Source organism: Romboutsia sedimentorum, assembly GCF_030131845.1.
Lineage (GTDB): Bacteria > Bacillota > Clostridia > Peptostreptococcales > Peptostreptococcaceae > Romboutsia_D > Romboutsia_D sedimentorum.
Genome location: NZ_JASKYM010000002.1, coordinates 609,552 through 630,509, shown reverse-complemented (window position 1 = coordinate 630,509; position 20,958 = coordinate 609,552). Strand labels below are relative to the sequence as shown.

The following is a 20,958-nucleotide window of genomic DNA, read 5'->3' as shown; positions in this document are numbered from 1 at the left end:
CTGATGCTATAGTATTTTTATAAAAAATTTCTCCATACCCAGCAAGCGCGTCAACACCCTCTTGAATTCTAGCGCCTCCTGAGTCATTAAGTCCTACTACAGGTGCTCCTAATTTTATTCCCATGTCCATTACTTTTCCAATTTTTTTAGCATGCATTTCACCTAAAGACCCACCAAGTACTGTAAAATCTTGAGCAAAAGCACAAACTAATCTTCCATCTACTTTTCCATATCCTGTGACAACACCTTCACCAGGTATTTCTTGTTTTTCCATGTTAAAATTAGAACATCTATGTTTAACAAAAGCATCTAATTCTACAAAAGTATTATCATCAAATAATTTATTCATTCTTTCTCTTGCTGTTAATTTAGATGATGCATGTTGTTTGTCTATTCTCTTTTGACCTCCACCTGATTCTATCTTGCTTCTTTTTTCATTAAGTAAGTTTAGTTTTTCTTTTGACACAAAATCACCCCCAAGTATTTATTTTGGCTATTTTCTTTCACTTAACTCTAACAATACTCCGTCTACTCCCTTTGGATGACAAAATGCTATTTTAGCATTTCCTGCTCCATATCTAGGTTTTTCATCTATCATTTTATATCCTTTAGCTTTAACTTCTTCTATTGCTTTTTCTATATTTAAAACTCTCACAGCAACGTGTTGTATTCCTCCACGTCCTCCATTTTTAGCTATAAATTTTGCTATTGGACCATCTTCAGTAGTTGACTCTAATAATTCAAGTTCTGTTTCTCCTACTGGTAAGAAAGCAACTTTTACCTTTTGTTCTTCTATTATCTCTGTTCCCCCACATTTTAACCCCAATACATCTTCATAAAATTTCAAAGTTTCTTCTAAATTATTTACAGCTATACCAACATGGTCAACTCTTAATGTATCCATCATTACCCCTCCACTTATAAATTTTTACTATTAGTTATTTTTTCAAATAAAATGTTACTTATAGAATAAGGATCTATTTCCTTAGTCATAGTCTTAGTTAATAATTCTTCTACTTCATCACTGTATTCTAATTTTTTTACCATTTTAGCAACTTTTCTTTGTACTAATTCTTTGACCTCAAGTCTGTTTCTATCTAATCTATTATCATTTAATTTATTATTTTTTTCTAAAAACTCTTTGTGTTTTAATATATTTTGATAAGTTATATCTACACCCTGTCCGTTTTCTGCTATAGCTAGGTTTACTGGTGGTCTAAATTCCCAATCCTTTTTAAAATCTAGCATCATTTCTATTTCTAAAGATGTTTTTTTAGCTCCATCTTTATCAGCTTTATTTATAACAAACACATCTGCAATCTCCATAACACCTGCTTTTATAGCTTGTATATCATCCCCCAAACCAGGAACCATAACTATTAAAGTAGTGTCAGCTGTTTTTACTATATCAATTTCAGATTGGCCAACCCCAACAGTTTCTATAAATATATAATCACATCCATAAGCATCTAATACCTTTATAGCTGCTTGTGTAGCATTAGATAAACCACCTAAGCTTCCTCTAGTTCCCATAGATCTTATAAAAACACCTGGGTCTGTGCTTAAATCATTCATTCTAATCCTATCCCCAAGGATTGCACCTTTTGTAAAAGGGCTTGTTGGGTCTATTGCTATTATTCCTACTTTTTTACCATCTTCTCTAATTAATTTTACTAACTTATCAGTAAATGTGGATTTACCAGCACCAGGGGGACCAGTTATTCCAACAACATAAGCCCCTCCAGTGTATTTGTATATTTCTTTTAATGCCTCTTCATATCCACATGATTCATTTTCTACAATAGTGATAAGTCTAGCACAATCTCTTTTTTTACCTTCTAGTACTCCATTCACTATATTTTTCATATTATCCTCACTTTTTTAAGCTAAGTCTTTTTTAATATTTTCTCTTATAAAATCTATTGTCACAGAAGTTGGTGTACCAGGAGTAAAAATTTCAGCTATTCCTTTTTCTTTTAACCCTGGTATATCATCTTCTGGTATAACTCCTCCACCTATTATTAATATGTCATTTACTTCTTCTGATTTTAGTAAATCTGCAACCTTTGGCAATAAATGGTTATGTGCTCCTGATAAAATGCTCATAGCAATAACATCAACATCCTCTTGTATAGCTGATGCGACTATTTGTTCAGGAGTTTGACGAAGTCCCGTATATATTACTTCCATACCTGCATCTCTTAAGGCACGAGCGATTACCTTAGCACCTCTATCATGACCATCAAGGCCTGGCTTTGCAACTAATACTCTTATTGGTCTCATATCTTTAATTACCCCCCTATATCATAACTGTTTGTTTATATTCACCAAATTCTTCTCTCATAACTCCACATATTTCACCTAATGTAGCATATTCTTTAACTGCTTCTAATATATATGGCATTACATTTTCACTGCTTTTACATGCATTTCTTAAATCTTTTAGAGTTTGTTTAACTTTATCATTGTCTCTTTTTTCTTTAAGGGCTTTTATTTTTGCTATTTGTCTTTCTCCTACCATAGGATCTACTTTTAATAATCCTTTTGGTGATTCTTCTTCTACTTGGAACTTATTAACACCAACAATTATTTTTTCATTATTTTCTATATCCTTTTGATATTTATATGCACTATCCATTATTTCTTGTTGAATAAATCCTTTTTCTATTGCTTGTGGTGCTCCACCTAATTCATCTATTTTATTTATAATATTTAAAGCTTCTTCTTCTATTTGATTAGTCAAGCTCTCTATATAATATGAACCAGCAAGAGGATCTATGCTATCTGCTACTCCACTTTCGTGTGCTACTATTTGTTGTGTTCTAAGTGCTACCATTACTGAATCTTCACTTGGAAGTGCTAAAGCCTCATCTTTGGAGTTTGTATGTAGTGATTGAGTACCTCCAAGAACTGCTGCTAATGTTTGAATTGCAACCCTTACTATATTATTTTCTGGCTGCTGAGCTGTTAGTGTGCATCCTGCTGTTTGAGTATGGAATTTAAGAGCCCATGATTTAGGGTTAGTTGATCCAAATCTTTCTTTCATTATTTTTGACCATATTCTTCTTGCTGCTCTAAATTTTGAAACCTCTTCTAATAGATTGTTATGCGCATTGAAGAAGAAAGATAACCTTGGTGCAAAATCATCAACATGAAGACCGGCTTCTATTGCTGCGTTAACATAAGCTATACCATCAGCTAGTGTAAATGCTACTTCTTGTACTGCATTTGCTCCAGCTTCTCTTATGTGATATCCTGAAATACTTATTGTGTTCCATTTTGGAACTTCTTTTGAACAATACTCAAATATGTCTGTTATTAATCTCATTGAAGGTTTTACTGGGAATATATATGTTCCTCTTGCTACATATTCTTTTAATATATCATTTTGAATAGTTCCTCTTAGTTTGTCTGCACTAACTCCTTGTTTTTGAGCAACTGCAATATACATTGCAAGTAGTACTGTTGCTGGTGCATTTATTGTCATTGATGTAGATACCTTATCTAGTGGTATTCCATCAAATAATATTTCCATATCAGCTAATGAATCTATACAAACTCCAACTTTACCTACTTCACCTTCAGCTATTGAATCATCTGAGTCATAGCCCATTTGTGTTGGTAAATCAAATGCAACTGAAAGCCCCATAGACCCTTGCTCTATTAGATATTTATATCTTTGATTTGATTCTTCTGCTGTAGCAAATCCTGCATACATTCTCATTGTCCAAAACTTACCCCTGTACATAGTTGGCTGAACCCCTCTTGTAAATGGATACTGCCCTGGAAATCCTAATTCATTTTCATAATCAATGTTAGCATCTAGCGGAGTATATAATCTTTTTACTTCCTCTCTTGTGTCAAATTCAAAGTGTTCTTTTCTTTCTGGAAACTTGGCCAAACTTTTTTTTACTTTGTCTTCTTCCCACTTGTCAAATCCATTTTGGATTTGTTCTTTGTTGTTAGTCATACAGCATCCCCCTTATTATTTGTCTATCATAAGGTTTAGTACTTTTTAAATCCTATGATAGACTTTATATATTAAAGATTTATAATTGATATATTTTAATTATTTTGAGATAGCGACTCTTTGTTTTCCATACTTCCAGTTTTCATAAATCTATCATGCCAAGACAATGATTTTGATAAAACATGTGGAGTATGTTTGTACTTTCCTTCACAGGCTTCATTGAAATACTTGTATAAAGCTTCTTTATAATCTGGATGTGCACAATTTTCAATTATTTTAATAGCTCTTTCTTTTGGAGACAAGCCTCTTAAATCAGCTACTCCTTGTTCTGTAACAATTACCATTACATCATGTTCACTATGATCATGATGCGATACCATAGGTACTATACTTGATATGTCACCATTTTTAGCAATTGATTCTGTGGTAAATATTGTTAAGTATCCATTTCTAGCAAAATCTCCAGATCCACCTATGCCATTCATCATTCTACTTCCCATTATATTTGTTGAGTTTACATTTCCGTAAATATCAACCTCTATCGCTGTATTTATAGCTATAACACCTAATCGTCTTGCGATTTCTGGGCTGTTGCTTATTTCTTGAGGTCTAAGTATTAATTTATCTTTATAGTTGTTAAATTTACTATAAAAATCATCCAATCTCTCGGGTGATATAGTTAAAGATGTTCCAGATGCAAATTTAACTTTACCAGCTTCTATTAAATCTATTACACTGTCTTGAATAACCTCAGAATAAACAACTAAATCTTTGAATTTTGAATTAACTAATCCCCCCATCACTGCGTTTGCTACGCTTCCTACGCCTGATTGTAGAGGAAGTAAATTCTCAGGTAGTCTATTCTCTCTAACTTCATTTTCTAAAAACTCAATTAGATTATCTGCCATTTTCTTAGATACATCATCTATTTTACTAACTGGTCTTGTCTTGTCTTTTATGTCTGTAAATACTATTCCTAATATCTTTTCTTTATTACAATTAATATAATTTGTTCCTATTTTATCGTCTACTTTGGTTAAAGGGATAGGTTTTCTAAATGGTGGTATATCAACATTATATATATCATGAATTCCTTCTAATTCTAAAGGTTGTGATGTATTTATTTCTACAATAATTTTATCTGCATATTCTACAAAAACATTTGAATTCCCTATTGAAGTTGACGGTATTATATGACCTTCTTTCGTTATGGCTACAGCTTCTACTATTGCTATATCCATATTCCCAAAGAATCCATATTTAACCCATTGAGGTGTATGACTTAAGTGCATATCACAGTAATTTATATCTGAATTGTTTATTTTATTTCTACAAGTTGAATTAGTTTGATAAGGGTATCTTCTTTTCATAACTCCTGATTCTGATAATTCACCATCTAGTTCTGGCCCTACTGATGCACCAGTTATTATCGTTAAACCTATTTTTTCTCCATTCTTTGCTCTATTTGCTATTTCTAATGGAACTGCTTTTGGATATCCTGCTGGTGTAAACCCACTAGTACCTACAACCATGCCGTCTTTAAAAAATTTAGCAGCTTCCTTTGCGCTCATTACTTTACTTTTTAACTCTCTACATCTTAATCTACTATCCATGAGTCTCCCCCCACTCAGTATTATTTAAGCTATCCTTTTAATAGATATTAATAATCTTAATAAGTTTTGTTATCTCATTTGTTAATCAAATTCTACATCGGTAACTTGTGAAGTATAATTGTAAATATAACCATTCCTAATAATGCAAATGGATAGGTTGCTCCATATCCAGCTGCTGGCTCATCACTTCCTAAAGCTTCTACTGCAGCGCCAAGTCCAGGGGTAGACGTCATACCACCACATATAGCACCTGATAGCATTGGCCAATTAATCTTAAGTACATACTTTCCTAGTAAGAATCCACCAAACATACCTACTATCCCAACAATTAATGAAATAACTGCCAAATAAGCTCCTGCGCCAACTAGTGCATCTACAGCCTTATATCCATATCTAAGCCCTACTATACCTAAGAAAAATGCTAGTGCAAGATCTCTTATTATGCCTAGAGTTTTTGAGTCCATTCTAAAACTTATACTTCCAATCTTTCCTATATAACCTAAAATAAGTGCTCCTATTAATACTCCACCCGTTGATCCCAAACTAAAATACCCTATAAACGGTAGATATATATTTATATTTCCAATGATATATCCAAAACCGCATGCTAGTGTAAATCCTGCTATATCAAACTTAGATTCCTTTATTATTTTAGATGAACTACTTGATTTTCTGGCATCTTCTAATTCTCTTTTATATTGTAATTTTTCCTTCTCGATATCGATTTTAAAGATAACTGGAAAAAAGTTAACTGCTAATATTACTATCAATACTCCAAATGGATATCCTATTGCATGGCCTGCACCTATGCTAGCTTCTGCATTTGTTACATATTGATCTTTAATTTCATCACTTAGCTTAAATGTTTCAACGTCTTTTGGTATATTCTCTACTCCTGCCATTTCCAAAAACTTTTCTTTTTCTTTACTATTCATACTTTCATATTCAGCTGCTTTTTCTGTTGCATGCCCTCTTGCAGTTTCTATAGCTGCTGCAAGCCCTGGAGAACTTGTAAGCGCACCTGTATATACTCCTGAAATTTCATATTGATTTGAGTCTTTGCTAAATAAGGTTGCACCATATGTAGCCGCTGCACTTGTAAATGTTATAACCATTCCTAAAATAACAAACTTCAGCCCATATTTTTTTAAGACAATTCCCATATCCTTTGCTGCTAAAAGTCCCACTGCACAAACAAATAGCATTAAAAATATTTCAAATAAATTACTTGATATTACGCCTTCTGATAATAATTTTTGTGATGCATCAAAAGCTACTGCACCTTCAGGTACACCTTTTGCATATTTAAATGTAGCCCATCCTACTAAAAGCCCTGTAAATAATGCTCCAGATATACCAAAGCTAAATTTGCCAAATTTTATTTTCCCAAAGAGCAAACCAGTAACTATTGCAATAAACATCAGCATAAACTGATTTAAAAATACATCTGCAAAGTTAAAACTCATATAACATACCTCCTTTTTATAGTTTTCATATTTATATCTTTTGTTTTGGTATTTAAGTTCATTTGCAAATCGTAATTTTTTCGTGTACACGTTACAGTCTCTTTTAGAATTTTTTTTACATTTACACTTTTAATTTATGTTGGTATATTAACAAGTAGTAATATATAATTTGTTATATAGCATTAACAAATTTGTTATATTCAATTACTTAGGATGGTGAGTTGTAAATATGGAATTAATACATTTGAAATATTTTCAAAATGTAGCTAGAACTGAACACATCACTAAAAGTTCAAAAGAATTAAACATTGTACAACCTGCTTTAAGCCGGTCTATACATACTTTAGAAAAGGAATTAGGCGTTGATCTATTTGATAGGAATGGAAGAACCATAAAATTAAATAAAAATGGTAAATCATTTTTAAAAACGGTAGATGAAGCTTTAAGTATCTTGGAATCTGGAAAAAACAAACTTCTTGATATGAATAACAAACTAGACCTTGAAATAAAACTTTTAGTATTTGCTGGATCAAGTACTATATCTAAACTAGTTGTAGATTTTAGATTTTTATATCCCGATACAACGTTTAAACTTTTACAACATAACATTCATTCACTAAATTATCATACTTTCGATTTTTGTATTTCTTCTACTTTAGAAGAATTAAAAAATCCTTACTCTATAACGCTTATAGAAGAAGAAATGTTTATAGGCGTATCTACTGATAATCCTTTGTCTAAAAAAGACAGTATCTACTTAAAAGAAGCCTCTAATGAAAATTTTATTAGTTTCGAAGCTACTAAGCCCTTTAGAAAAATTTCAGATAAGTTATGTTTATCTGCAGGGTTTACACCAAATACAGTATTTGAAAGTGATGTTCCCGAGATAATTAGAAACCTTATAAGAGCGGGTTTTGGGATTAGTTTTATACCTCAAATCACTTGGAATATTACAAGTGATGAATCTATAAAACTATTGCATGTAATAGATCCACCTTGTAAACGCTATTTAAATATTTCTTGGCATCCTGATAATTACATGAGTTCTCGTGCTAAAATTTTCAAAGATTTTGTAGTTGATTATTATTCTAATCTTTAAAAGTACAAAAAAATAAATAGTATCTTTTAAACTAAAATCATTAAAAGATACTATTTATTTTTATTTTTTACATATTTTGAATAAATCTTCTTCATTTTGCTTTATTACAAGTTCTCCATCTATTTTTCCTACTGCTTCTTTTGAATACGTTCTACATGCACCTATACAGCCAGTTTTTACGTTTTCTTCTCCAGATATTTTTTTCAATTTATCTACATCTATGTTTGAACAATATGGACATACTTTTATCATATTTAAGTTCTCCCTTAACTTTTATTTAATGTAATTATACCCGTGTATGTTTTTATTTAAACATTTTTAGTATATAAAACACATTGTTTAAAACGTATCCTATACAGTAAACAATAAAAAAATGCTTCAAAATGATTTGTTAAAAAAATCATTTTGAAGCACCCTCTATATTTAAAATATCATATTATATACAAATGCTGAAAATACTGCTCCACATATTGGGCCTATAACTGGTATTAAAGCATATCTCCAGTCAGAGTCTCCTTTATCTGGAACTGGTAATAGAAAATGTGCAAGTCTTGGACCTAAGTCTCTTGCTGGATTTATAGCATATCCTGTTGGTCCTCCTAAACTTAAACCTATTCCCCATACTACTATACCTACTGCCATAGGACTTATACCATCTGCTAATTTAGAAGCTCCTATTCCTAATATAGCAAACATTAATATAAATGTACCTATAAATTCTGTTACAAAATTTAACTTTAAATTTCTAACTTCTGGACTTGTACAAAACACGCCTAACTTAGTAGCTTTATCATCTGTTAGTTTAAAATGATCAAAGTAAGAAACTAACACTAAAGCAGCTCCTATAAATGCACCTAAAAATTGTGCTATTAAGTACATTGGAACGTCTGCCCATGGGAAGTTTCCTATTGATGCTAGTGCTATTGTAACTGCAGGATTAAAATGAGCTCCACTTATATTTCCAAATATAAACACAGGTATTGCAACAGCAAATGCCCATCCAGCAGTTATTGATATTATTCCACCATTATGCCCTTTTGTATTTTTAAGTATTACATTTGCAACAACTGCATCTCCTAGTAATACTAACATCATCGTTCCTATTAATTCTGCAAAAAAACTTGTATTCATTTTATTCCCCCCATAAAATTCCCCTCTCATCTCTGAGGGGGGATAATTATATTAATACGCTGATTTAAATATATTTACTATATCTTTTTCATTTCCTTTTCTTGGGTTACTAAAAGCATTTCCATCTTTAAGAGCCATTTCAGCCATGTATTCAAAATCTTCTTCCTTTATACCTTTTTCTTTTAATGAAGTTGGTATACCTATATCTTTAGATAATCTAAACATTGCATCTATAGCTTTTTGTGCAGCTTCATGAACTGATAATCCATCTATTTTTTCTCCCATAAATTCTGCTATATCAGCGAATTTTTGTGGATTAGATATTACATTATATTTACAAACATGAGGTAATAACATTGCATTAGCAACACCATGTGGCATATCATATAATCCACCTAATTGGTGAGCCATCGCATGAACATAACCTAAGTTACCATTGTTAAATGCCATACCTGCTAATAATGAAGCATAAGACATATTTGTTCTAGCTTCTATGTTATCTCCCATAGCAACAGCTTGTCTTAAGTTATTTGCTATTAATTTTATAGATTGTATAGCAGATGCATCTGTTACTGGGTTCGCATCTTTAGAAACATAAGCTTCTACTGCATGAGTTAATGCATCCATTCCTGTAGCTGCAGTAAGTCCTGCTGGCTTTCCAACCATTAATTCTGGGTCATTGAAAGATACTAATGGTAAGTTTCTCCAACTTACTATAACATATTTAACTTTTGTTTTTGTATTAGTTATAACGCAGTGTCTTGTAACTTCACTTGCAGTTCCTGCAGTAGTGTTTACAGCTAATATTGGTGGTAGTGCATTAGTTAAAGTTTCTATTCCTGCATAGTTATATAAATCACCTTCATGAGTTGCAGCGATTCCTATACCTTTACCACAGTCATGAGGAGAACCTCCACCTACCGTAACTATCATATCACAATTTTCTTCTTTGAATACTTTTAAACCTTCAGCTACATTAGTATCCTTTGGATTTGGTTCAGTTCCATCATATATAGCAATTTCAAGTCCAGCTTCTTCTAAGTATTTTACAGTTTGTTCTACTGCTCCATTTTCTTGATTTTTTAAGAATTTATCTGTAACTATTAAAACTTTTTTTCCACCTAACATTTTTGCTCTTTCACCTACAACCTTTAAACATCCAGGTCCCATAAAGTTTACACTTGGTACTAAGTAATCATACATTCTGCTCATTTTTATATCCTCCAAATTTTTATGTTGTCTTTTTATTATTTTTATTTATTAAAAGCATCAACAGCAGCTTGTGCTATTAACATATCTTCTTCTACTGTTCCTCCACTTACACCTACTGCTCCAACAACTTGACCTTCAACTATTATTGGCAGACCTCCACCAAAAGGAACTATTCTTGCATTATTTGTAAGCTGAAGCCCATATAAAGATGCTCCTGGTTGAACTGCATCTACTATTTCATGAGTTCCTTGCTTTAAGCAAGCTGATGTAAATGCCTTATTTATTGATATATCTATACTTGTTACGAAAGCATCTTCCATTCTATGCATTAGCATAAGGTTTGCACCTTTATCTACTGCTGAAAATACTACAGGTACATTTATTTCTAATGCCTTTTCTTCTGCACTTTTAGCCATTACTTTAACAATTTCTAAGCTTAATTCTTTGTATTCGTTTAACTTTTTCATATCTATACCTCCTTAAATATATTTAAGTTCTATCCCTTTAACTAATCTAGCTCCATTAGAACCCAAATTTCTTAATCTAGTATAATCTTGATTAAGTTCGATGCTAATCAAGGGCTTATTTTTATCTAATTTATTAGTAGTTAAAGATATTTTATCTTTACTTATACCTATTCCTACTCCTAATTTAGATTTTAAAGCTGCTTTATGACTTAATTCATTAGAAATCTCCATAGTTGTAGACTCTAATTTGTATGGAATTCCTTCTTCTTCTATCCCCCATAAAACTTCCTTAAACTTTTCTATATCTATATCATTACAATGAAATACATATACACTTGGCGTATCTAAATCATAACTTTTTATACTCATAATAAACTCCTTAGTTAGAAGATAATATAAGACCTGTTGCTACTGCGTTTCTTGGTCCTTCTGTACCCCTTATATTTCCCCTACCTGCAACAACACCGTAATGAGATAGCGAATCTGTTATAAGCTGAGGTACTTCAAAATCTAGCGATGAACCTCCAACTAAAACTACAAATTCTATATCTCTAATGTTTCCAGTAGGAGAAACCACACTAAGAGCTCTTAGACAGTTTGTAACAAATACTTTTTCTTTTGCTTGTCTTCTTATATTTTTTATTTTTTCAACTGAATTTTGACCATCTATTGGTATTAGTTCGTTGTCTTTTATAATTACAACCTTTGCAAACACAGATGAATCTAATGGTTTTTCAAAAAATTCTACACTTCCATCCTCATGTCTTATATTAAATAATGATTCTACCTTTGCTAGAGAATATTTCTTTATATCTTCAGCGGTAGAAAAGTCATCAAGACCAAGCTCTGATTTTATAAGCATAGTTACCATATTTCCAGCACCAGCTAAGTGTATAGATTTTATTTCACCTTGTTTATTGATTATAGATGCATCAGTTGACCCTGCTCCCATATCAAGTATTGCAAGTGGTGCACTAGTTCCTGGAGTTGTTAGAGCACCCTTTATTGCAACATCTGCTTCTACTCCTCCAACTTCCACTTTTATTCCTAGTTTATTTTCTAATTCCTCAGCTATCATTTGCATCTGAAGCTTATCAGCTTTAACCATAACCGCTATACCTACAGCATTTTCCATAGAAAATTCATTAGCAAGCCCACCTTTTACATTTTGCGGTGTAAATGTATCTACTGCCACTAAGTCTTGAATCTTTATATCAGATATATTTTGATCAGTAAGTCCACTCATAACTTGTCTTACTCTTTCAATCATTCCGCCTACGTTAGTTCCTGACTCTCCTTTTATATCTGTAATTGGCAAGCTTAAATTTACTGCATCCATTATTTTTTTAGCACCTTGGTCCACATCAACAACTTCTTTTCTTCTTTCACCCTCAATAATCATTTTTCCAGCAGGTATCTTTTTTTCTTTTACATCGCCTTTTGGAGTTTTAATAACTACGGCTGATCTGTTACCTATAAGCGCTCTTGATATAGGAACTATCATTTTGGTTTCTTCTGAAGATAAATTAAAAACTGTTGCTATCCCATATGGATTTGAAAGTTTGTCTATAACTTTACCAGGTGGAGCTACCTCTACTGTACATAACATATCTAGAGGTACTTTTTCTAATAAAGTAACTTCATCTACTATAGGTATACTTTTATTTAGTCTATTGTTTATTAATACAGCATCATCTCTTTGAATTATTGCACCTGTTATATCTATACCATTTTCAACTGCATAATTTATTCTATGTGCAGCTTCCAAGAAATTCATTTCACTTAAAACTAATGGAATATAACTTTCTTCTAAAGATTCACCTTCTAATAGTTCTAAATCTTTTATGTTTATAGTTTTTCCAGTCCCAAGACCTTCTCCACCAGGTGTAGATGGATTGTGACCTATCATAGTTGATTCTGTTATTATAGTTTCTGTTATAGTTTCCATTGCAACATCGCCTATAACTGGAGCTGCTTCATTAATTCTCACTAAATCTAAATCTTTCATTTGTAATTTTGCATTTTTAAGTGCCATATTTAATGATGAAATAACCCCAGTTATATTTTCTTTAGTTCCTTTTATTCCGCTAGTTGAAACTATACCGCTTGAAATAAACTCACATTTATCATCATATATTTTTGCAAGAGCTACTTCTGTTGTAGCATTTCCAATATCTACACCAGCTATTATTTTCATTTTTTTACATCCTTTTATATTTATTCTACTCTTAATTTTTTTCTAGTTTCATAAACTTGAGCTGCTTCTCTTATAAATTCCGCATTTACTTTAGCATTATATTTTTTTTCAAGTTCATCTGCTATTTCTAATAATTCTTCTTTAGTAGATCTAAAAGGTCTTAATGCATTATATATTTCAAGTATTCTTTCATCAGGAACACTTATAAGCTCTCCTGCTCTTCTAAAGTTCCTTGCTATTGCATATCTATCCATTTCCTCAGCTATTTGAGCTTGCATCTCTAGCGTTTCTTTAGATATTCTTATATCTTCAGGTTTTATTTCTTCTGACATAACGCTTTCTAATGTTATATCTTCTAATTTTTTTCCTGTTGGTGTTTTTATATTTCCTGGTATCTTAGTTGCTAAAGGATACTCTTTAGTAGTCATTTTAGTTGCTTGCATGATATATCTCCTTCCCGTAATTAAAATTTAACCTCTATTTGTTCTGGCTTACTATTTTGTACAATATGCTTCGTTTCTTTTATATGAAGTAATGCAGCTATTGCCATAAACTTAGGTCTAGCCATTTGGTCATTTCTAGTAGGTACTGGATTTGGAGATTCTCCTTTTGCATACTTTGCTGCATTTTTACCTATTAGTCTAAAAGTATCTAAATCTAGTAGTGGAGCTTGTGGGAATAGCTCTATATTATTTAAGGGAAGTAAGTCTTTTTGGTGTATTATAGTTGTTCCTTTTGATTGAATGCCTATTCCTATTCCTGAACCACTATATTTTGCTGCATCATTTCCCATAAATGAGACATCTGAAGTTCTTAGTACTCTTATTATACGAGCATGTAATCCTTCCTCTTCTATTCCAGCTATTAACTCTCTTAAAACTTCTTCATGACTTATCTTAACTATAGTTTTATTTTGATGTTTTAAAAATGAAGGTCCTATTCCTATAACAACTTCATCTGATCTTGTTCCAACGCTAGCTTCTCCAATTTCTTCAATTTGAAGAGTTGGCATTACAAACTTATTCATATATTTCATCCCCTTAATCTATATCTTCTGGTTTTATTACATTTGGTATATTCTTTATTTCATTCCATCTTTCTTCACTTATTCTATATCCTGTTCCAGGACCTCTATAATCATTTATATCATTAACCGCACTTATAACATCAAAGTTTTCATCTAGTATAGCTGATGTTTGTAAATAATCTCCTGTAACTCTTTGTTTAAGCATATTTAATATATTTTGAGCAACATCGTCAAATCCGTGTTTGCTTAGTGCCTTAACTATATCAAGACCAGTTATTTTATTTTTTAGCATTTCTTCTGCTGCCTTTAAGTCTTCAACTATATTTCTTTCTGGCATATCTTTACTTCCATGAGCATAAGTTGCAGCTTCTACTTCTTCATCAGTTACATCTGGGAATTCTAATTCTTTAAATACTGCTTGTATAGCTCTTGCTGCTTTATTTCTTATTGCTATTGTTTCATCTTCGTTTACTGGTCTAAGTCCACCATCTACCATTAAATCTCTTTGAAGTATGTTATAATCATCAAAATCTTCTGCATCAAAGTTTGAACCCGCAAACATGTTATCATAATTTGGAACTGCACTATATCCTGAGAATATAAAGTCTGTTCCTGGCAACATTTGCATTAATGTTCTAGCAGTTCTTCTTATATCAGAGTGTGAGAATGTTTGATCATTACCTGATGCAACTTCTATATCTAGCATAGAAGCTATCAAGTTTTCTGCAAGCACTGCTCTTATTCCAGATGGTACTGCTCCCGTCATACCTATACAACTAACTGCACCATTTTGAAGACCTTGAACCCCTGCACCTTTAGTTATGTATATACATCTAGATTCTAAGTAAAGCATTGACTTACCTTCAGCGTATCCCATTAATGCCTCTGAACCTGTACCTGATGTATATCTCATTTTTAATCCTCTTGATGCGTAAGCTGATGCTAAGAATGTTTTTGACCAAGGAGTATCATCACCATCTGTAAATACTGATTCTGTACCATATACAGAAACTGTTTCAGCATAACTAGTAAGACCTCTCATCCCTAGGTCAAGTTCAGTTGCTTCTTCAACTGAACATTGAGTTAACACTCCTCCACGTCCAACTTGAGAACCTATAAGTATAGCTAGTGCATTAAATGGTGCATATCTAGTTATAGCAACAGTAGTTTCTTGTTCTGAGAATCCTCTTATTCCAGCTTCCGCAGCATCTGCAGCTATTTGAACTGGATTATCTTTTAAATTTGTTACGTGACATTGATTTGATGGTGTTTTTCTTGCACGCATTTTTTGCATTGCCATCATCATCTCAACAACATTCATATGAGACACAACTTCAACTATTTTAGCTGGCGTTATAGATGTACTTATTTTAACTATTTCTTCTCTTCCTACATTTATATCTACTAGTCTTCTAGCTATTTCTAATGAATCTAAATTCATAAATTCTTCTGCTTTATCTAAATTTATAGCGTAGTCAGCTATAAATCTATCTATCATATCAAAATCTTCTCTTTTTTTACTATCTAATTCAATAACTCTTCCATCTTCTAATTTTATAGAAGGCTTAGGATCATTAGGGCTATTCATTGCAATTAATCCTTCATCTGCCCATTCCCCAATAATACCATCTTGGTTTACTGGACGTTTAGCTAAAGCTTCAAATCTTTTTGATTTCACTTTTTTATTTCCCCCTCAAATCATTGATTTCGTTTTCCTTGTTATAAGTTTAACTTAATATTTTATTAAATACATCTTAATATTTTGTCTTTTTATGGAATAATTTGGTCTATTTTGACTTTTTGAAATAGGATTTTTTTGATATTTTTATTTTTAGACATAAAAATAGTCCTATTTTTTAAATAGAACTATCTTTTTTGTATAAATCTCTATATTTTTTAGGCGTAATACCTTCTTGCTTTTTAAATATCCTTATAAAGTACCCGCAATCTTCAAAACCTAAGTTTATAGCTATGTTGTTTATTGGATCTTCTGTATTTATTAACAATTGTTTTGCCTTTGATATCTTTTTTATATTTAAATATGAAATAAAATTAACTCCAGTTTCCTTTTTAAACAGTTTACTAAAATAGCACTGACTTAGATTACAAACAAAAGATATCTTATCTAGAGTTATATTTTTATCAATATTATCATCTATATATTCAATGGCTTTTATTATAGGTGATTCCACATCCTCTTCGTTAGTTTTTAAATTAACAGATTCATTTAAATTTTCATCTATATCTACCTTTTTTCCTTCTCTTAATTTACAATTAGCTTCATTTAATGAAATTTTAAGTATCGCTTCCTCAACTATGTAGTTACTTATATGAAACATCATTTGTGCTACTGACTTTATCTTTTTAAAACTAAGTGTAGGTAATTTTTCGTATTCTTGCTCTAAATCTTTCCTTGTTTTTTCATCTATGCTCTTAAATTCTTTCTTTATCCTAACAATTTCTTCTAATTCAACACTTTCATCATCTTCAACTAAAATCTGTCCCGCCATTACTGCACCTAAATATTGATCTTTAACTATTATAGGCACTGCAAAATCAACTAATCCTTTATGACATTTGTATATGTAGGCTTGTTTTATTCTTACCGATTCTAAACCACCTCTTGAATCACATTTTTCGCAAAGAATTGAATACTCTTCTATCTTTCTAACCATAGAACAAAACTTAGTACAATTACTGTGATTAGTTATTGGCTTTCCCTTATAATCAATCATTATCACAGCTATGTCTGTTGCTTGAGCTATATCATCTTGTATTTTTTGGAATGATTCTATGTCTATTATTTCTTCTAATGATAACGTACTTTTCAATGTTTCACATCCCTTTTGCATTTTTTGATAAATTATAAAACATCCTAGATTATAAAATATAATAAATATTTATTTATATGAAAACTTATTATATTTTTTTCTAATTTCTTTCATCCTAAAAAAATTACATTTATTGCATTTTCATACTTACCTCTTGCACCCTTTGATTAAAACATTTTCCCTCTCAATTATATTATAACTCATGAGATGTGGTGTATCAATGCACTTTGATTATTTTTTACATGAGTTCTATCTAGAAAAAAATAATTAACTAACTTCTTATATTTTCACTATAAAAGTATCTTGTATACACATTAATACTGTGCTATACTTATAAAGTTATTTTAATGCTGAAAGGAGCAACACAAATGTCAAAAAATAAAATTATAAATATCGCAGTTATTGCCCACGTTGATGCCGGTAAATCAACACTAGTTGATGCATTCTTACATCAATCTGGAACTTTTAGAGATAATGAAGTCGTAAAAGACTGTGTAATGGATAGTAATGACCTTGAAGCCGAGAGAGGTATAACAATATATTCTAAAAACTGTTCTATCAACTACAAGGATTACAAAATAAATATAGTAGATACTCCTGGACATAGTGACTTCTCTTCTGAAGTTGAACGTGTTATCAAGACTGTTGATACTGTTGTATTACTAGTTGATGCTAGTGAAGGGCCAATGCCTCAAACTAGATTCGTTTTACAAAAATCTTTAGAAGCTGGACTTAGACCTATACTATTTATAAACAAAATAGATAAGTCTGATCAAAGAGCTGAAGAAGTTGTTGATGAAGTATTCGACTTATTCGTTGACTTAAATGCTAGCGATGAGCAATGTGAATTCCCAATAATATACGGTGTAGCTAAGCAAGGTATAGCTAAGAAAGAAATGGATGACGAAAGTACTGATTTATCTCCATTATTCGAAACAGTTATAAACCATGTTGAAGCATACCCTGATTACAGTGAAGAATCTTTACAACTTCAAATATCTGCTCTTGCATATGATGAATATGTAGGTAGACTTGGTATTGGTAGAGTTTACAAAGGAACTGTTAAAAATGGTTCTACTGTTTCTGTATGTAAAGTTGACGGATCTGTTGCTAGAGGAAAAATATCTAAACTTACAGCTTACGAAGGATTAATCCAAGTAGAAAAAGATGAAGCTTATTCAGGTGACATAGTTGTTGTTGCTGGTATGCCAGATATATCTATAGGTGAAACTATATGTGATACTGACAATCCAATGGCAATGGAGCTTATACACATAGAAGAGCCTACATTATCTATGAACTTCTTAGTTAATGATTCTCCATTCTGCGGTAAGAGTGGTAAATTCGTAACTACTAGACATATAAAAGATAGATTAGATAAAGAATTAGAAGTTAACGTTGGACTTAAAGTTGAGCCAATGGATACTACTGACGGATTCAGAGTATCAGGACGTGGAGAGCTTCACTTATCTATACTTCTTGAAAACATGAGACGTGAAGGATACGAAATAGGTGTATCTAAACCTCAAGTTTTACTTACTAAAGAAAACGGTAAGTTAATGGAGCCTATGGAGAGAGTTATAGTTAACTGTCCAGAAATATACTCAGGAACTGTTATAAACAAACTTAACTTAAGAAAAGCAATGATGGAAGCAATGGAAATAGAAGGAGATTATGTTAAAATAACATTTATAGCTCCAACTAGAGGACTTTTAGGATATAGAAGTGAATTCATAAACGATACTCGTGGAGAAGGAACTTTAGTTAGATCATTCGAGAAATACGAAGAGCATAAAGGTTCAATACCAGGAAGAAGTAATGGAGTTTTAGTTGCTCAAGGATCAGGTTCTACAATGGCTTACTCTTTAAGCGCTTTAAGTGATAGAGCTTCTATGTTCGTTGATCCAGGTGTTGAAGTTTACGAAGGTATGATAATCGGTATGAACTCAAGAAAAGATGATATGGTTGTTAACGCTTGTAAAAACAAGAAATTAACTAACGTTCGTGCTTCTGGTACTGATGATGCTGTTAAATTACAACCTGCTAGATTATTCACTCTTGAAGAAGCTTTAGAATTTATAGATGATGATGAATTAGTTGAAATAACTCCTGACTCTATAAGACTTAGAAAAAAATTCTTAAACGAAACAGAAAGATTAAGATATAATAAGTCTAGACAAGGAAAATAATAAATTATACAACAAAAGCTCACTTTTTAAGTGAGCTTTTTCTTTTGCTTATTAAATGTGTTTAATATCTATTATTTATATAATTATATAAGTTAAACTTATATACTTCATCTCTTATAAATTGTCTTGCGCTAAATCGTCTAATATATGACTCTCACTTAAATAAGATAAGAAAGTTAATCCATACATAATACATATTAATATTGCTGTTATTAGTACTATTCCCATTATAATAAATCCCTCCTTTTGTTATTATTATATACACTGTATATGAAATCTCTATGAATTTTAATAAATTTATTTTAATTTTTAATAAATTCATGTAAGCTATCATTTTTATTTTAAACACATATCTAATTATATATACATTGTAATACTCTATTATAGTGTATTTCTAGTTTAAATTTTGTAACCTTTTTTAATAAAGCACTTATTTAAGTGCTATTTTAATTTCAATAACTAATTTCCATATTATTTTAAATAATGCTATTCTTTTTAAATAAAATATAGTATAATATTTTTAGTACCAGGTAATAATATTAACTATTATAATCATGTACTTGTATATCACATATAAGGAGGAGATTCTCATAAAACAATTAAAAATTGGAGATTTAATAGCAAAAGTTCCTGTAATACAAGGTGGAATGGGCGTTGGAATATCTAGATCATCTTTGGCTGCTGCAGTTGCTAAGGCTGGGGGAATCGGTGTTATTTCTGGAGTCCATGTAGGTTATGATGAAGAAGATTTTGAAAAAAATACTTTAAATGCAAATTTAAGAGCTTTAAAGAAGCATATTATAAAAGCTAAAGAAAATTCTAATGGCGGTATTATAGGTTTAAATCTTATGGTAGCTATGAATAATTATGAAGAACACGTTAAACAAGCAATATCTGCTGGTGTTGACTTAATTATATCAGGAGCTGGTCTTCCTACAAAGTTACCTTCATTAGTAAAAGGAACTTCAGTTAAAATTGCACCAATAATTTCTACATCTAAAGCTGCTAACGTTATACTTAAGATGTGGGATAGAAAAGAAAAAGTTACAGCAGATTTAATAATTGTTGAAGGGCCTCAAGCAGGTGGTCATCTTGGATATAAGAAAGAAGAGCTTCAAAACATAGATAATATAGACTATGACAAAGAATTTGTTGAAATACTTAAAGTAGCAAAAGCTTATGGAGAAAAATTCAATAAAGAAATCCCTGTAGTTGCAGCTGGTGGTATATTTACAGGCGAAGATGTTTTAAAATATATAAATCTTGGAGCTAGTGGTGTTCAAGTAGGCACTAAGTTTGTTGGTACTTACGAGTGCGATGCCTCTCAAAGTTTTAAAGATACTTATATCAATGCAACTAAAGATGATATAAACTTAGTAATTAGTCCAGTAGGTATGCCTGGAAGAGCTATACATAACAAATTTATACAAAGGGTCTCTTCTACTCGCCCTAAAATAACAAAATGTTATAATTGTTTAATACCTTGTAATCCAAAGGATACACCTTACTGCATATCTGAAGCACTTATAAATGCAGTTAAGGGAGATATAGATAACGCATTATTATTTTGTGGTGCTAATGCATACAAGGTTGACAAGTTATATTCTGTAGATGAAGTTATAAAAGAACTAACAAGCAAGCTATAAGCACGCAATTTTTAGCTATATTATATTTAAACCTTTTTAACACTCCTAAACCTAAGGTTTATTCCTATTAAATTTAAGCTAAAATTTGTATATAAAAAATGGAATGTTTA

19 protein-coding genes and 1 pseudogene are annotated in these 20,958 nt (G+C 31.3%); 3 read left to right on the top strand and 17 right to left on the bottom strand.

Annotated elements, in window-relative coordinates; all coding sequences use genetic code 11:
- The 7 genes and pseudogenes from mmdA to QOZ84_RS08215 all read right to left on the bottom strand — a co-directional run.
- A pseudogene (gene mmdA, locus QOZ84_RS08245) lies at window positions 1–466 on the bottom strand (methylmalonyl-CoA decarboxylase subunit alpha); the annotation flags it as partial.
- A gap of 27 nt (window positions 467–493) precedes the next feature.
- Window positions 494–904: a methylmalonyl-CoA epimerase gene (mce, locus tag QOZ84_RS08240; RefSeq protein ID WP_284132472.1), complete on the bottom strand. Its 411-nt coding sequence runs from the start codon at window positions 902–904 to the stop codon at window positions 494–496.
- 14 nt (window positions 905–918) lie between these two features.
- Window positions 919–1,866: a methylmalonyl Co-A mutase-associated GTPase MeaB gene (gene meaB / locus QOZ84_RS08235; RefSeq protein WP_284132471.1), complete on the bottom strand. Its 948-nt coding sequence runs from the start codon at window positions 1,864–1,866 to the stop codon at window positions 919–921.
- Between the two features lie 15 nt (window positions 1,867–1,881).
- A complete protein-coding gene (locus tag QOZ84_RS08230; RefSeq protein ID WP_284132470.1) occupies window positions 1,882–2,283 on the bottom strand; it encodes a cobalamin B12-binding domain-containing protein in 402 nt (133 codons plus the stop codon).
- 16 nt (window positions 2,284–2,299) lie between these two features.
- On the bottom strand, window positions 2,300–3,970 hold the full coding sequence (locus tag QOZ84_RS08225) for an acyl-CoA mutase large subunit family protein (RefSeq protein ID WP_284132469.1): 1,671 nt from the start codon (window positions 3,968–3,970) through the stop codon (window positions 2,300–2,302).
- Between the two features lie 95 nt (window positions 3,971–4,065).
- Complete coding sequence (locus tag QOZ84_RS08220) at window positions 4,066–5,583, bottom strand: acetyl-CoA hydrolase/transferase family protein (protein ID WP_284132468.1); 1,518 nt, start codon at window positions 5,581–5,583, stop codon at window positions 4,066–4,068.
- Window positions 5,584–5,675: 92 nt separating this feature from the next.
- Complete coding sequence (locus QOZ84_RS08215; RefSeq protein ID WP_284132467.1) at window positions 5,676–7,049, bottom strand: aspartate-alanine antiporter-like transporter; 1,374 nt, start codon at window positions 7,047–7,049, stop codon at window positions 5,676–5,678.
- A 229-nt stretch (window positions 7,050–7,278) separates the two neighbouring features.
- Between QOZ84_RS08215 and QOZ84_RS08210 the strand changes: the two genes are divergently transcribed.
- A complete protein-coding gene (locus QOZ84_RS08210) occupies window positions 7,279–8,148 on the top strand; it encodes a LysR family transcriptional regulator (RefSeq protein WP_284132466.1) in 870 nt (289 codons plus the stop codon).
- A 60-nt stretch (window positions 8,149–8,208) separates the two neighbouring features.
- Here the strand turns inward: QOZ84_RS08210 and QOZ84_RS08205 are convergent, their stop codons facing one another.
- From QOZ84_RS08205 to QOZ84_RS08160, 10 genes are all read right to left on the bottom strand, one after another.
- The gene (locus QOZ84_RS08205) at window positions 8,209–8,400 is read right to left on the bottom strand and encodes a DUF1450 domain-containing protein (protein ID WP_284132465.1); all 192 of its coding nucleotides are present in this window, start codon (window positions 8,398–8,400) and stop codon (window positions 8,209–8,211) included.
- Between the two features lie 171 nt (window positions 8,401–8,571).
- Window positions 8,572–9,279 carry an MIP/aquaporin family protein gene (locus QOZ84_RS08200; RefSeq protein ID WP_284132464.1) on the bottom strand — a complete coding sequence of 236 codons (708 nt, stop codon included), beginning with the start codon at window positions 9,277–9,279 and terminating at the stop codon, window positions 8,572–8,574.
- 51 nt (window positions 9,280–9,330) lie between these two features.
- On the bottom strand, window positions 9,331–10,491 hold the full coding sequence (locus tag QOZ84_RS08195; protein WP_284132463.1) for an iron-containing alcohol dehydrogenase: 1,161 nt from the start codon (window positions 10,489–10,491) through the stop codon (window positions 9,331–9,333).
- A 41-nt stretch (window positions 10,492–10,532) separates the two neighbouring features.
- Window positions 10,533–10,958 carry a GlcG/HbpS family heme-binding protein gene (locus QOZ84_RS08190; RefSeq protein ID WP_284132462.1) on the bottom strand — a complete coding sequence of 142 codons (426 nt, stop codon included), beginning with the start codon at window positions 10,956–10,958 and terminating at the stop codon, window positions 10,533–10,535.
- 12 nt (window positions 10,959–10,970) lie between these two features.
- Window positions 10,971–11,327 carry a glycerol dehydratase reactivase beta/small subunit family protein gene (locus QOZ84_RS08185; RefSeq protein ID WP_284132461.1) on the bottom strand — a complete coding sequence of 119 codons (357 nt, stop codon included), beginning with the start codon at window positions 11,325–11,327 and terminating at the stop codon, window positions 10,971–10,973.
- Window positions 11,328–11,337: 10 nt separating this feature from the next.
- Window positions 11,338–13,155 carry a diol dehydratase reactivase subunit alpha gene (locus QOZ84_RS08180; protein ID WP_284132460.1) on the bottom strand — a complete coding sequence of 606 codons (1,818 nt, stop codon included), beginning with the start codon at window positions 13,153–13,155 and terminating at the stop codon, window positions 11,338–11,340.
- Between the two features lie 20 nt (window positions 13,156–13,175).
- On the bottom strand, window positions 13,176–13,598 hold the full coding sequence (locus QOZ84_RS08175; RefSeq protein ID WP_284132459.1) for a diol dehydratase small subunit: 423 nt from the start codon (window positions 13,596–13,598) through the stop codon (window positions 13,176–13,178).
- 20 nt (window positions 13,599–13,618) lie between these two features.
- A complete protein-coding gene (locus QOZ84_RS08170; RefSeq protein WP_284132458.1) occupies window positions 13,619–14,182 on the bottom strand; it encodes a propanediol/glycerol family dehydratase medium subunit in 564 nt (187 codons plus the stop codon).
- 13 nt (window positions 14,183–14,195) lie between these two features.
- Complete coding sequence (locus QOZ84_RS08165; protein WP_284132457.1) at window positions 14,196–15,860, bottom strand: propanediol/glycerol family dehydratase large subunit; 1,665 nt, start codon at window positions 15,858–15,860, stop codon at window positions 14,196–14,198.
- Window positions 15,861–16,038: 178 nt separating this feature from the next.
- Complete coding sequence (locus QOZ84_RS08160; RefSeq protein WP_284132456.1) at window positions 16,039–17,013, bottom strand: PocR ligand-binding domain-containing protein; 975 nt, start codon at window positions 17,011–17,013, stop codon at window positions 16,039–16,041.
- 368 nt (window positions 17,014–17,381) lie between these two features.
- Between QOZ84_RS08160 and typA the strand changes: the two genes are divergently transcribed.
- Together typA and QOZ84_RS08150 are read left to right on the top strand one after the other, a co-directional pair.
- Window positions 17,382–19,202 (top strand): translational GTPase TypA, encoded by a 1,821-nt coding sequence (gene typA, locus QOZ84_RS08155; protein WP_284132455.1) that lies wholly within the window; start codon window positions 17,382–17,384, stop codon window positions 19,200–19,202.
- 554 nt (window positions 19,203–19,756) lie between these two features.
- Entirely contained in the window at window positions 19,757–20,848 is a 1,092-nt protein-coding gene (locus QOZ84_RS08150; RefSeq protein WP_331496541.1) for an NAD(P)H-dependent flavin oxidoreductase, read from the top strand.
- The last annotated feature ends 110 nt before the right edge of the window (window positions 20,849–20,958 follow it).

Coding starts and splice junctions, on each gene's coding strand:
- mce (WP_284132472.1), bottom strand. CDS start 904: ATGGATACATTAAGAGTTGACCATGTTGGTATAGCTGTAAATAATTTA.
- meaB (WP_284132471.1), bottom strand. CDS start 1,866: ATGAAAAATATAGTGAATGGAGTACTAGAAGGTAAAAAAAGAGATTGT.
- QOZ84_RS08230 (WP_284132470.1), bottom strand. CDS start 2,283: ATGAGACCAATAAGAGTATTAGTTGCAAAGCCAGGCCTTGATGGTCAT.
- QOZ84_RS08225 (WP_284132469.1), bottom strand. CDS start 3,970: ATGACTAACAACAAAGAACAAATCCAAAATGGATTTGACAAGTGGGAA.
- QOZ84_RS08220 (WP_284132468.1), bottom strand. CDS start 5,583: ATGGATAGTAGATTAAGATGTAGAGAGTTAAAAAGTAAAGTAATGAGC.
- QOZ84_RS08215 (WP_284132467.1), bottom strand. CDS start 7,049: ATGAGTTTTAACTTTGCAGATGTATTTTTAAATCAGTTTATGCTGATG.
- QOZ84_RS08210 (WP_284132466.1), top strand. CDS start 7,279: ATGGAATTAATACATTTGAAATATTTTCAAAATGTAGCTAGAACTGAA.
- QOZ84_RS08205 (WP_284132465.1), bottom strand. CDS start 8,400: ATGATAAAAGTATGTCCATATTGTTCAAACATAGATGTAGATAAATTG.
- QOZ84_RS08200 (WP_284132464.1), bottom strand. CDS start 9,279: ATGAATACAAGTTTTTTTGCAGAATTAATAGGAACGATGATGTTAGTA.
- QOZ84_RS08195 (WP_284132463.1), bottom strand. CDS start 10,491: ATGAGCAGAATGTATGATTACTTAGTACCAAGTGTAAACTTTATGGGA.
- QOZ84_RS08190 (WP_284132462.1), bottom strand. CDS start 10,958: ATGAAAAAGTTAAACGAATACAAAGAATTAAGCTTAGAAATTGTTAAA.
- QOZ84_RS08185 (WP_284132461.1), bottom strand. CDS start 11,327: ATGAGTATAAAAAGTTATGATTTAGATACGCCAAGTGTATATGTATTT.
- QOZ84_RS08180 (WP_284132460.1), bottom strand. CDS start 13,155: ATGAAAATAATAGCTGGTGTAGATATTGGAAATGCTACAACAGAAGTA.
- QOZ84_RS08175 (WP_284132459.1), bottom strand. CDS start 13,598: ATGCAAGCAACTAAAATGACTACTAAAGAGTATCCTTTAGCAACTAAG.
- QOZ84_RS08170 (WP_284132458.1), bottom strand. CDS start 14,182: ATGAATAAGTTTGTAATGCCAACTCTTCAAATTGAAGAAATTGGAGAA.
- typA (WP_284132455.1), top strand. CDS start 17,382: ATGTCAAAAAATAAAATTATAAATATCGCAGTTATTGCCCACGTTGAT.
- QOZ84_RS08150 (WP_331496541.1), top strand. CDS start 19,757: ATGTACTTGTATATCACATATAAGGAGGAGATTCTCATAAAACAATTA.